This window comes from Pseudoalteromonas sp. SCSIO 43201 (assembly GCF_023716725.1).
Classification (GTDB): Bacteria; Pseudomonadota; Gammaproteobacteria; order Enterobacterales; family Alteromonadaceae; genus Pseudoalteromonas; species Pseudoalteromonas peptidolytica.
Map to the genome: position 1 here is coordinate 1,579,330 of NZ_CP072683.1, position 11,986 is coordinate 1,591,315.

Below are 11,986 nucleotides of genomic sequence, written 5' to 3' on the forward strand. Positions count from 1 at the left end.
GGTGCTCCTTACATTCTGAATACGCCAAATTTAGACTCTTTTTGCGGCGCATTACTTGCAGCCTCTAATGCAAGACCAAGTACAGTGCGTGTATCCGCAGGGTCTATAACGCCATCGTCCCAAAGCCGAGCACTCGCGTAGTAGGGGTGGCCTTGTTTTTCGTATTGCTCAATGATCGGTTTTTTAAACTCGCTCACTTCGGCATCACTCATGCTAAGCCCTTTGCGCGCTAAACCATCTTGTTTTACCTGTGTTAATACACCTGCAGCTTGTTCGCCACCCATCACAGAGATCCGTGCATTTGGCCACATCCACATCATAGTTGGTTCGTATGCTCTACCACACATACCATAGTTACCAGCACCGTATGAGCCGCCAATTAATACCGTAAATTTAGGCACATCAGCACAGGAAACCGCTGTAACCATTTTGGCGCCATGTTTGGCAATACCTTCAGCTTCGTATTTTTGGCCGACCATAAATCCAGTAATGTTCTGTAAAAATAGTAGTGGAATATTGCGCTGTGCACAGAGCTGAATAAAGTGTGCGCCTTTTTGTGCAGATTCAGAAAAGAGAATACCGTTGTTTGCTACGATCCCCACAGGGTGACCATAAATCTCGGCAAAACCAGTCACTAGCGTTTCACCAAAGTAGCGCTTAAATTCATCAAACTGCGAGTCATCGACGATACGGGCAATGACTTCACGGACATCGAACGGTTTTTTCAGATCTGTGCCGACAATGCCATATACTTCACTGATATCATAACGTGGAGGCTTGGCATCTTGGAGTAGTGGCCTCGTTGGGCGCTGATGATTAAGGCGCGATATACATTGTCTTGCGATAGACAGTGCATGTTCATCATTTTCTGCATAGTGATCGGCCACGCCTGACACTTTACAATGCACATCTGCGCCGCCCAAATCCTCTGCGCTAACTTCTTCGCCTGTGGCCGCTTTTACCAGCGGCGGGCCTGCTAAGAAAATCGTGCCTTGTTCTTTAACGATAATACTTTCATCAGCCATTGCTGGCACATAGGCGCCGCCTGCGGTACATAATCCCATAACCACAGCAATTTGCGGGATCCCTTTAGCAGACATACGAGCCTGATTATAAAATATCCGACCAAAATGCAGCTTGTCTGGAAATACTTCATCTTGCTCTGGCAAGTTCGCGCCACCTGAGTCTACTAAATAGATACACGGAAGGTGGCAGCGCTCAGCGATTTCTTGTGCTCGTAGGTGTTTCTTGACCGTCAGTGGAAAGTAAGTCCCACCTTTGACTGTCGCATCATTTGCCACAATCATACACTCAACACCTTTCACGCGTCCGATCCCTGCAACGACACCAGCACAGGGAATATCTTGTTCATAAACACCAAAAGCGGCGAACTGGCCGATTTCTAAAAATGGTGAACCTTCGTCGAGTAAAGTTTCAATGCGGTCGCGGACAAATAACTTACCACGACTTTGATGACGAGCGATGAGTGCTTCACCGCCACCTTGGCTTAGTGTCGCCACTTTATCTTTAAGATCAGCAACCAGCGATGTCATGGCATCGCTGTTTGCTTTGAATTGCGGATCATGAGGATTAACCGCAGAATTTAGTACCGTCATACAGCGCTCCTAGCGGCTTTCGTTGAACAGCTCACGTCCGATAAGCATACGGCGGATCTCAGACGTACCAGCGCCAATTTCATAGAGCTTGGCATCGCGAAGTAGGCGGCCTGTAGGGTATTCGTTGATGTAGCCGTTTCCACCTAGTAATTGAATGGCATCAAGTGCAAGTTTGGTTGCAAGTTCTGCGGCATATAAAATTGCCCCTGCGGCATCTTTACGCGTGGTTTCGCCACGGTCACAGGCTTTTGCTACAGTATAGACGTATGAGCGTGCTGCATTCATTTGCGTATACATATCAGCAACTTTACCTTGCACTAGCTGAAATTCACCGATTGACTGGTTAAATTGTTTACGCTCATGAATATATGGGACTACTACGTCCATACAAGCCTGCATGATACCCAGCGGGCCGCCGGCCAATACCACACGTTCATAGTCAAGGCCGCTCATCAGCACCTTTACGCCTTCGTTGTATTCACCAAGGATGTTTTCAGCGGGTACTTCGCAGTTTTCAAACACCAGCTCACAAGTGTTTGAGCCACGCATGCCAAGTTTGTCTAACTTTTGTGCTGTTGAAAAACCGGAGAAGGTTTTTTCTACGATAAAGGCTGTGATCCCACGAGGTCCTGCATTGACGTCTGTCTTTGCATAAATAACAAAAACGTCTGCATCTGGGCCATTAGTGATCCACATTTTATTTCCGTTCAGGATGAACTTGTCACCTTGCTTTTCAGCACGCAGCTTCATTGAAACGACATCAGAACCTGCATTTGGCTCACTCATTGCCAAGGCACCGATGTGCTCACCACTAATAAGCTTAGGTAAGTACTTTTCCTTCTGCGCTTGGTTACCGTTGCGGTTAATTTGGTTTACACAGAGGTTTGAATGTGCGCCGTAACTTAAGCCGATTGAGGCACTTGCACGACTGATCTCTTCCATTGCAATTACATGCTCAAGGTATCCCATATTTGAGCCGCCAAATTCTTCAGGGACGGTGATCCCAAGTAGACCCATTTCACCAAACTTTGGCCACATCTCGTTCGGAAACGCGTTTTCCTGATCTGTTTTTTCAGCCAGTGGGGCAATTTCGCTGGTAGCAAAACTATTGACATGATCTCGGATCATGTCTGCTGTTTCACCTAGTCCAAAGTTCAATTCTTTATATAAAGATACTGTGCTCATCGGTATTCATCCTGTTGTGAGAGTTTATTTTTCGAGCTCGTGTAATGTATCGCGACAACGACGTTCAGCCGTTACCAATTCCATTAAGACAACTTTGATGTCGTCCATTTGTTGGCTTAAATCGGCTTTTTTCTCTTCAATGAGTTGCAACATGGTTTTAAGCTGCTTTTCACTCGACTTGTCGGCATCATAAAGCTCAAATAAGCGGCCAGTTTCAGCAAGTGTAAAGCCAAGGCGTTTTCCGCGAAGGATAAGTTTTAAACGGACTTTGTCGCGTTTGGAGTAAATACGCGTTTGTCCTTGACGCTTAGGAGAAAGTAGTCCTTGATCTTCGTAAAAACGAATACTGCGAGTAGTAATATCAAATTCTTTAGCTAACTCGCTGATTGAATAGGTTGGTTCATTTATTTCTTGCATTTCTATTTACACTTACAACGTCACTGATTAGACCAATATAAGTGAAGTTTACGTAAAGGTAAAGTAAGAATGATAGATCCTGCTTTAGTCTTATAAAAGCAGCAATTAGGCTTGTATGAAATGTCATCAAACCTTAACTGGAGCTAGCCAGAATAGGCGTTGGCAATAAATATGTGCAATTAATCTTTACAGTTGCAGCAATCTCATTTGCCTTGATTTTAGATTTACGTTGGCGTAAACGTAAATATTATGTATGCTCGAATACAGAGTTAAATATTAATGAGCCAAAGCATGGCTTGTCTACAGGAGTTTTGCAATGAGTAACGAAGCTGTTGTCATCGTCGCTGCTAAGCGTACACCAATGGGTGGATTTATGGGAAGCCTATCTGGCGCTGCTGCCACAGAATTAGGCGCCACTGCTATTAAAGCAGTGATGAATGAAACAGGTCTCAATGACGCCAGTATAGATGAAGTGATCATGGGGTGCGTGTTACCCGCAGGTCTTGGTCAAGCGCCAGCACGTCAAGCGATGCTACACGCAGGTCTTGCCCGTTCAACAGGAGCGACGACAATCAACAAAGTGTGCGGTTCAGGCCTGAAGGCGGCGATGTTCGCGCATGATCTCATCCGCTCAGGTAGCATTAATTCTGCCATCGCAGGTGGCATGGAAAGCATGACTAATGCACCTTACTTTATTCCAAAAGCCCGTGGTGGCATGCGTATGGGTCATGGCGAAATCAAAGACCATATGATGGCTGATGGCTTAGAAGATGCTTATGACAACAAGGCGATGGGCTGCTTTGCGCAAGATACAGCAGACCAATATGGCATTACTCGTGAGCACATGGACGAATTTGCCTTGGGCTCATTGAGTAAAGCAAATGCGGCAATCGAAAATGGCAGTTTTGCCAATGAAATTGCTCCTCATGTGATTAGCACGCGCAAAGGGGATGTTGAGGTAAATACTGACGAGCAACCAGGTAATGCCCGCCCAGATAAAATTCCATCACTTCGTCCAGCATTTAAAAAAGATGGCACGATCACCGCGGCTAACTCATCATCTATCTCAGACGGTGCCGCAGCGCTTGTTCTAATGAGTGAAACAGAAGCGAAAAAGCACGGTTTGACACCACTTTGTAAGATTGTTGCTCATGCGACTCATTCACAAGCGCCAGCTGAATTTACCGTTGCGCCAGTCGGTGCGATGAATAAGCTGCTTGAAAAAGCAGGTTGGTCGACTGCCGACGTTGATCTTTGGGAAATCAATGAAGCGTTTGCCATGGTGACTATGTTGGCTATCAACGAAATGCACTTAGATAGCAATAAAGTCAACGTCAATGGTGGTGCTTGTGCGCTTGGTCATCCAATCGGCGCGAGCGGTGCACGTATCTTAGTTACACTTATCCATGCACTGAAAAACCGTGGCTTATCAAAAGGCGTGGCGTCACTATGTATCGGTGGTGGTGAAGCTGTCGCACTCGCAGTAGAAGTGTAAGTCTCAGCAATTTATTTCGTTCCAAGGGGCGCTGCGTCTTTCATAATTCTAATCATTCACGCAGCGCATTAACTCGTTTTATGGGGAGGAGTGCTTCATGCACCAAGTACCTTTATACATCAACGGTGAATTTTCACAGTCTCAGTCTGACAAATGGTTAGACGTTGTTAACCCTGCTAATCAAGAAGTATTAGCAAAAGTGCCTTGTGCGACTAACGAGGAAGTACAAGCTGCAATTCATTCAGCTCAAGAAGCGTTTAAAACGTGGCGTAATGTGCCGGTAACCGAGCGTGCGCGAATTATGATGCGTTATGCGGCGCTACTTAAGGAGCATCAAGAAGAAATCGCAACCATAATCTGTCATGAATTAGGCAAGACGTTTGAAGATGCAAAAGGGGATGTGTGGCGCGGTATCGAAGTGGTCGAGCAAGCATGTAATGCCCCTTCAATGATGATGGGCGAGACGGTAGAAAACGTTGCCCGAAATATCGACACCTATTCATATACCCAACCACTAGGCGTTTGTGCTGGTATTACGCCATTTAACTTCCCAGCGATGATCCCGCTGTGGATGTTCCCAATGGCAATTGTATGTGGTAACACGTTTGTACTTAAACCATCAGAGCAAGACCCACTAACGCCAATGCGCTTGGTTGAATTGTTTGAAGAAGCCGGTGCGCCAAAAGGCGTACTTCAGGTTGTGCACGGAAGTAAAGATCAGGTTGATCAAATTCTTGAAGCGCCGGAAATTCGTGCGGTTTCGTTTGTGGGGTCTTGTGGTGTCGGTCAGTACATTTACAGCAAAGGTACGCAGAATCTTAAACGTGTTCAAGCGTGTGTGGGTGCGAAAAACCATATGGTTATCATGCCAGATGCGAAAAAAGAGCAAGTGATCAATAACCTTGTTGGTTCTTCGGTTGGCGCGGGTGGTCAGCGCTGTATGGGGATCTCAGTCGCGGTATTTGTAGGGCAATCACAGCAGTGGGTCGATGAACTAAAAGACGCCATGGCGAAGGTTCGTCCTGGCGTGTGGGATGATCCAGAAGCTGCTTATGGTCCGCAAACGACACCGCAGGCTAAAGCGCGTATTCTATCGCTGATTGACAGTGGTAAGCAGCAAGGTGCAACGTGTTTGCTAGATGGCTCTGAGTTTACCGTTGAGGGTTATGAAAATGGTAACTGGGTAGGTCCAACCCTGTTTTCAAACGTCACAACTGACATGGATATCTACAATGAAGAAATCTTTGGCCCAGTCCTTTGTTGTGTATTTGTCGATAGTTTAGATGAAGCAATTACCCTTATTAATAACAACCCGTACGGTAACGGCACCTCATTATTCACCGCAAGCGGCGGCGCAGCACGCAAGTTCCAGCGTGAAATTGAAGTGGGTCAAGTAGGGATTAATATTCCTATTCCAGTGCCATTGCCGTTCTTCTCATTTACCGGTTGGAAGAACTCATTCTACGGCGACCAACATACCTATGGTAAGCAAGGCGTGCGTTTCTATACCGAAACCAAAACGATTACCTCACGCTGGTTTGACGATGAGGCAGTCAGTGGTCCAAATATGAGTATCAACCTTAGATAACTTATATTGCGCAGCGTGCTCTGCAGGGGGAGCACGCTTATTTTTACCAAAACGATAAGAATTACCGACACACATTCAGGGTGTCAGAACAGCAAGAGAGGTCTAGCGTGGACTTTAACCTAAACGAAGATCAACAAGCATTTGCCGACATGGCGCACCAATTTGCAATGAGCGAGCTTGCTCCACATGCTGCAAAATGGGATCAAGAGCACATTTTTCCAAAAGACGTAATTCAAAAAGCAGGTGAGCTTGGTTTTTGCGGTCTATATACGCCAGAAGAGGCAGGTGGTCTGGGTTTATCTCGCCTTGACTCAAGTATTATTTTCGAACAGCTTTCAATGGGTTGTACAGCGACAACCGCCATGTTGACTATTCATAACATGGCAACGTGGATGATAGCGAGCTTTGCAACGGAAGAAACCAAAGCAAAGTATATGGAGCAGTTAGTAACGGGTGAATTATTGGCCTCGTACTGTCTAACAGAGCCTGGATCTGGCTCAGATGCTGCATCACTCAAAACAAAAGCGATAAAAGAAGGTGATGAGTACGTTTTGTCTGGCTCTAAAATGTTTATCTCAGGGGCCGGTGAAACGGACGCATTAGTGGTAATGGCAAGAACAGGTGAAGCAGGCCCTAAAGGTATCTCAGCCTTTGTTGTTCCTGCCGATGCTGAAGGCGTTATTTATGGCAAAGCAGAAGAAAAAATGGGTTGGAATGCACAGCCTACGCGCCTTATCACGCTTGAAAATGTCCGGATCCCTGCTGCAAACCTGTTAGGCCAAGAAGGCGAAGGCTTTAAATTTGCGATGCAAGGCCTTGATGGTGGTCGCATTAATATTGCAACTTGTTCGATTGGCACAGCCCAACAGGCGCTCAATACCGCCAAGCAGTATATGCAGGAGCGTTCTCAGTTTGGTAAACCGTTAGCGGCGTTCCAAGCACTACAATTTAAAATTGCAGATATGAATACAGAACTTGTGGCTGCGCGCCAAATGGTTCGATTGGCGGCATTTAAACTGGATAGCAATGACCCAGAAAAGACCACTTATTGCGCTATGGCAAAGCGATTTGCCACTGATGTAGGCACTAAGGTGTGTGACGATGCACTGCAAATTCACGGTGGTTATGGGTACATCAAAGAGTATCCACTGGAGCGCCACCTACGTGACGTACGTGTTCATCAGATCCTTGAAGGTACAAACGAAATCATGCGTGTAATTATTGCACGTCGGATCTTAGCTGAAGGCGCGGCAAGCGTCCTATAAGGAGAGCATCATGACTGCACAATTAAAACTCGAAAAACAAGGCCATACTGCTGTTGTTACTATGTCAAATCCACCTGCGAATACGTGGACGAAAGACACACTAACTGCACTTAAAAATCTAGTAATCGAATTGAACGCGGATAAAGAAATCTATTCTTTAGTGATCACTGGCGAAGGCGAAAAGTTCTTTTCAGCCGGTGCGGATCTCAATGTATTTGCCGACGGTGACAAAGGAGTTGCTGCGGACATGTCTCGAGTATTTGGCGAAGCGTTTGAAACACTCAGCGACTTTAGAGGCGTATCCATTGCTGCCATCAATGGGTTTGCAATGGGTGGCGGTTTAGAAGTCGCACTAGCGTGCGATATCCGCATTGCCGAAGCTCAAGCACAAATGGCACTCCCTGAGGCAAAAGTCGGATTGTTGCCTTGTGCTGGCGGCACACAAAACTTGTCATGGCTTGTAGGCGAAGGCTGGGCAAAGCGTATGATTTTATGCGGCGAACGCTTAAAAGCCGACAAAGCACAGCAAATTGGCTTAGTTGAAGAAGTGGTCGAGCAGGGTAAAGCGCTGGAAGCTGCGCTCGAACTGGCGAAGAAAGTAGAAGATCAAAGCCCTGTTGCAGTGACGGCTTGTAAAGCTCTTATTCAAAAAGGCCGCACAGGCACAATCAACAGTGCATTGCCTCTTGAACGTGAACTCTTTGTAACCTTATTCGATACCCAAGATCAAAAAGAAGGCGTAAACGCATTTTTAGAGAAACGCAAAGCGAATTGGGTAAATGGCTAATGATTGAATTCGAGTTAATAAATCACGAAGAGGCACCGGTTTTATTCGAACAAGCAACATGCCATAACGGGATGAAGATAGCGCTGGCGACATTAAATGCACCAAAAGCGTTAAATGCCTTAAACCTCGATATGATCCGTTTGCTTGCACCACAACTGGATATTTGGGCAAACGACCCACAAATTGCAATGGTGGTATTAAAAGGAGCTGGAGAAAAAGCGTTTTGTGCTGGCGGCGATGTAGTGAGTTTATATCGTGAAATGTCATCAGATACGAGTAACGCATTAATCGAAACTTTTTTCGGTGAAGAGTATCGGTTGGATTATCAAATCCATAACTATGATAAGCCAATCCTACTTTGGGGTAATGGCATCATCATGGGCGGCGGACTAGGCTTAACGGCTGGCGCAAGTCATAAAGTGATGACAGAGACTTCACGTATTGCTATGCCAGAAATCACCATTGGCTTATACCCTGATGTTGGCGGTAGCTATTTCCTCAATAAGATGCCAAAAGGTGTTGGATTGTTTTTGGGACTCACAGCTGCAAACATTAACGCTTCGGATGCCAAGTTGGTTGGACTTGCCGATCACTTTATGGACTCAGAAAAACTCGGCTTACTTTTACAAAACTTAGGTGAAGTCAACTGGGGAAAAACCAACGTGCTAAACCACGAAAAGCTGACTCAGTTGTTGTTATCTCTAGATGAGGCTTCCCATGCACCACCAAAAAGCGAAATTAAACCACTGATTAAAGCGTTCGAAGCGCTTGATGAGAAAGGTGATTTATCAGAGCAGGTTGATTTTATTTTAGGACTGGATAGTACTGACAACAAGTGGTTGAGCAAAGCTCAAATGGCGTTAAAACATGGCTCACCATTGAGTGCCGCACTGGTAAAAGCACAGCTTGCTAGAAGTGAAGGTAAAACACTTAAAGACTGTTTTAAGCAAGAATTAGGAATGTCGGTGACTGCTGGCGAGTTTGGTGAGTTTCAAGAAGGTGTTCGTGCGCTGCTTATCGATAAAGATGGCAAACCAAATTGGCGATTTAAATCGGTTGCAGAGGTTCCTAATGACGTAATAGAACGTTTTTTCGCACCTCGATGGGATGAAAACGATCATCCTTTGCGTGACTTATAAGGAGTGACATAAATGGCACAAGTAGGATTTATCGGCTTAGGTAACATGGGTGCTCCAATGGCCCTTAATTTATTAAAGGCTGGCCACCAAGTATGTATTTTTGATTTGAACCCTGAGGCTGTAGCGGCACTTGAGGCAAGTGGTGCAACAAAGGCGGCGGTTGTTAGCGATGTGTGCCGTGAAGCAGATTATGTGATAAGCATGCTACCTGCAGGCAAACACGTGCGTACGGTATATACAGCTGAAGATGGACTCATTAACTATTTGTCTAAAAACACACAGGTGATTGACTGCTCTACCATTGATGCTGCATCCGCTCAGTTTGTTGGGAAAACATTAGCAGAATCGGGTATTTCATTTGTCGATGCGCCTGTGTCTGGCGGTGTGGCAGGTGCAGCGGCCGGTACCTTAACTTTTATTGTCGGCGGTAATAAAGCAGACTTTGAACGTGCGCATGTGGTACTGACCAATATGGGTAAGAACATTTTCCATGCAGGCGACATTGGCGCAGGACAAGTCGCTAAGATATGTAACAATATGCTGTTATCAATACTGATGGCGGGCACAAGTGAAGCGCTGCAAATGGGTGTAGATCATGGTTTAGATCCTAAAGTATTGAGCGAAATTATGCTAAACAGCTCTGGTCGTAACTGGACGCTAGAGCTATACAACCCATGTCCTGATGTACTAGAAAATGTGCCTTCTTCGAACGGTTATAAGCCGGGCTTTATGGTTGATTTAATGGCTAAAGATCTTGGCCTTGCGATGCAATCTGCGCAGCAAACAAATTCAGCGACGCCGATGGGGGCACTTGCAAAGAATTTGTATAACCTGATGCAAAATCAGGGTAAAGGCAATGAAGACTTTAGCGCGATTTTTAAGCTTTATTCAGAGAAATAGAACATTATGGATATTAACAGTAAAACAGTTGTGATCACCGGTGGTGCGCAAGGCTTAGGGCTTGCAATGGCGACTGAAATGGCAAAGCAAGGTGCAAATCTTGCGCTAATTGATATGCAAGAAGATGTACTTACAGAAGCGAAAAGCGAACTGACGCAATTTGGTACAAAAGTCAAAACTTATGTTGCCAATGTGAGTCAAGAATCGGACGTGGAAAATGTGTTTGACGCCATTGTCAGTGACTTTGGTGAGATTTCAGTATTAATAAACAATGCGGGTATCTTGCGTGATGGTTTGTTACTCAAAGCGAAAGATGGTCAAATTATTGATAAAATGTCGCTATCGCAATTTCAGTCCGTTATTGATGTTAATCTAACCGGTGTTTTCTTGTGCGGCCGTGAAGCTGCTGTCAAAATGGTAGAAGCTGGTAATGGTGGTGTGATCATAAATATGTCGAGCGTTGCACGCGCTGGTAATATGGGGCAAACCAACTATTCAGCGGCAAAGTCAGGTGTCGTTGCGATGACAACGAGCTGGGCGAAAGAATTAGGTCGCTTTGGTATTCGAGTAGGGGCAATCGCCCCAGGTGTTATCCGAACAAAGATGACTGATGCAATGAAGCCTGAAGCAAAAGAACGTTTGGTAAAAATGAAACCAGTCGGACGTCTTGGTGAAGCGCAAGAAATTGCCCATACCGCAAAATATATTATTGAAAATGATTTCTTTACAGGGCGTGTCGTCGAAATTGATGGCGGTATTCGTTTGTAACGAAAAGGCTTGGTTTTACAGCGTGTATTCCAAGTTCCTATTTGAGTGTGTGAAGCGGTAATGTAAATTACCGCTTTTTTATTTTAAAGATATTGGATGCTCGAGGAGAAATGTTTGAAATTGTCTGGAATACATCATGCCGCCATTATTTGTTCCAACTACCAAAGATCTAAAGTGTTTTACACCGAAGTACTTGGTCTTCGTATACTTAATGAAAATTACCGCAAAGATAGAGAATCATATAAATTAGATTTGGCGTTACCTGACGGCAGCCAAATTGAGTTGTTCTCGTTTCCAAATCCACCAAGACGGATATCACATCCAGAAGCGCAAGGATTGAGACACTTAGCGTTTAGGGTGAATGATATAGATGCTTGTATTGCGCATCTTTCACAGAATCAAGTCGCTGTTGAGCCCATTCGAATAGATGAATATACACAAAAACGTTTTACCTTTTTCAGCGATCCAGACGGTTTACCACTGGAGCTTTACGAACAAGGTTGCGACCACTACCTCTGAAAAGATACACAATTATGTATAAAGTCTTAATGACAGATATTAGTAGGATCTTAAATAAAGGAACAAATTGGGTAAAGTTTATTCTGTCTTTGTCGATAAAAGGTAATGGCGCTTGCGCCAACCGATTTTGTAATAACTTCATTACGCAAACGCATTAATTTGAAATGAAAAAATAGTTTTAGTAGCAATGGTTTTTTGCTCTTCAAGCGCTAGCCTAACCAGAGTTATATTGCCGATAGTTACGGTGTTTTAAATAAGACGTTTTTAACGGGGTTAGCGTGTGATTTACTTGCGCAAATGGAGCAAG

11 protein-coding genes are annotated in these 11,986 nt (G+C 45.0%); 8 read left to right on the forward strand and 3 right to left on the reverse strand.

The window, feature by feature from the left end:
• Positions 1-8 precede the first annotated feature (8 nt).
• Genes J8Z24_RS06805 through J8Z24_RS06815 form a run of 3 tightly spaced genes read right to left on the reverse strand, consistent with a single transcriptional unit; the run spans position 9 to position 3,218 of the window.
• Positions 9-1,616 carry a carboxyl transferase domain-containing protein gene (locus J8Z24_RS06805; protein ID WP_176031813.1) on the reverse strand — a complete coding sequence of 536 codons (1,608 nt, stop codon included), beginning with the start codon at positions 1,614-1,616 and terminating at the stop codon, positions 9-11.
• Positions 1,617-1,625: 9 nt separating this feature from the next.
• Positions 1,626-2,801: an isovaleryl-CoA dehydrogenase gene (locus J8Z24_RS06810; protein WP_125254331.1), complete on the reverse strand. Its 1,176-nt coding sequence runs from the start codon at positions 2,799-2,801 to the stop codon at positions 1,626-1,628.
• A gap of 24 nt (positions 2,802-2,825) precedes the next feature.
• Entirely contained in the window at positions 2,826-3,218 is a 393-nt protein-coding gene (locus J8Z24_RS06815) for a MerR family transcriptional regulator (RefSeq protein WP_099643874.1), read from the reverse strand.
• A 316-nt stretch (positions 3,219-3,534) separates the two neighbouring features.
• On the opposite strand from J8Z24_RS06815, the gene J8Z24_RS06820 reads away from it, so the two are divergent.
• The 8 genes from J8Z24_RS06820 to gloA2 all read left to right on the forward strand — a co-directional run bounded on the left by J8Z24_RS06820 (position 3,535) and on the right by gloA2 (position 11,679).
• On the forward strand, positions 3,535-4,713 hold the full coding sequence (locus J8Z24_RS06820; protein ID WP_128729693.1) for an acetyl-CoA C-acyltransferase: 1,179 nt from the start codon (positions 3,535-3,537) through the stop codon (positions 4,711-4,713).
• A gap of 97 nt (positions 4,714-4,810) precedes the next feature.
• On the forward strand, positions 4,811-6,301 hold the full coding sequence (locus J8Z24_RS06825; protein ID WP_252095504.1) for a CoA-acylating methylmalonate-semialdehyde dehydrogenase: 1,491 nt from the start codon (positions 4,811-4,813) through the stop codon (positions 6,299-6,301).
• Between the two features lie 107 nt (positions 6,302-6,408).
• The gene (locus J8Z24_RS06830; protein ID WP_252095505.1) at positions 6,409-7,566 is read left to right on the forward strand and encodes an acyl-CoA dehydrogenase family protein; all 1,158 of its coding nucleotides are present in this window, start codon (positions 6,409-6,411) and stop codon (positions 7,564-7,566) included.
• A 10-nt stretch (positions 7,567-7,576) separates the two neighbouring features.
• Entirely contained in the window at positions 7,577-8,353 is a 777-nt protein-coding gene (locus J8Z24_RS06835) for an enoyl-CoA hydratase (protein WP_039497662.1), read from the forward strand.
• The gene (locus J8Z24_RS06840) at positions 8,353-9,492 is read left to right on the forward strand and encodes an enoyl-CoA hydratase/isomerase family protein (protein ID WP_252095506.1); all 1,140 of its coding nucleotides are present in this window, start codon (positions 8,353-8,355) and stop codon (positions 9,490-9,492) included. Before J8Z24_RS06835 ends, J8Z24_RS06840 begins: the two co-directional genes overlap by 1 nt.
• 12 nt (positions 9,493-9,504) lie before the next feature.
• Positions 9,505-10,392, forward strand: a complete 888-nt coding sequence (mmsB, locus tag J8Z24_RS06845; RefSeq protein ID WP_176031809.1) for a 3-hydroxyisobutyrate dehydrogenase — start codon at positions 9,505-9,507, stop codon at positions 10,390-10,392.
• A gap of 6 nt (positions 10,393-10,398) precedes the next feature.
• On the forward strand, positions 10,399-11,160 hold the full coding sequence (locus J8Z24_RS06850) for an SDR family oxidoreductase (RefSeq protein WP_176031808.1): 762 nt from the start codon (positions 10,399-10,401) through the stop codon (positions 11,158-11,160).
• Positions 11,161-11,274: 114 nt separating this feature from the next.
• Positions 11,275-11,679 (forward strand): SMU1112c/YaeR family gloxylase I-like metalloprotein, encoded by a 405-nt coding sequence (gloA2, locus tag J8Z24_RS06855; RefSeq protein ID WP_176031807.1) that lies wholly within the window; start codon positions 11,275-11,277, stop codon positions 11,677-11,679.
• Positions 11,680-11,986: the final 307 nt, after the last annotated feature.

What these genes read in the sequence shown, in the direction of transcription:
- J8Z24_RS06805 (WP_176031813.1), bottom strand. Translation starts at nt 1,616, where the DNA reads ATGACGGTACTAAATTCTGCGGTTAATCCTCATGATCCGCAATTCAAA.
- J8Z24_RS06810 (WP_125254331.1), bottom strand. Translation starts at nt 2,801, where the DNA reads ATGAGCACAGTATCTTTATATAAAGAATTGAACTTTGGACTAGGTGAA.
- J8Z24_RS06815 (WP_099643874.1), bottom strand. Translation starts at nt 3,218, where the DNA reads ATGCAAGAAATAAATGAACCAACCTATTCAATCAGCGAGTTAGCTAAA.
- J8Z24_RS06820 (WP_128729693.1), top strand. Translation starts at nt 3,535, where the DNA reads ATGAGTAACGAAGCTGTTGTCATCGTCGCTGCTAAGCGTACACCAATG.
- J8Z24_RS06825 (WP_252095504.1), top strand. Translation starts at nt 4,811, where the DNA reads ATGCACCAAGTACCTTTATACATCAACGGTGAATTTTCACAGTCTCAG.
- J8Z24_RS06835 (WP_039497662.1), top strand. Translation starts at nt 7,577, where the DNA reads ATGACTGCACAATTAAAACTCGAAAAACAAGGCCATACTGCTGTTGTT.
- J8Z24_RS06840 (WP_252095506.1), top strand. Translation starts at nt 8,353, where the DNA reads ATGATTGAATTCGAGTTAATAAATCACGAAGAGGCACCGGTTTTATTC.
- mmsB (WP_176031809.1), top strand. Translation starts at nt 9,505, where the DNA reads ATGGCACAAGTAGGATTTATCGGCTTAGGTAACATGGGTGCTCCAATG.
- J8Z24_RS06850 (WP_176031808.1), top strand. Translation starts at nt 10,399, where the DNA reads ATGGATATTAACAGTAAAACAGTTGTGATCACCGGTGGTGCGCAAGGC.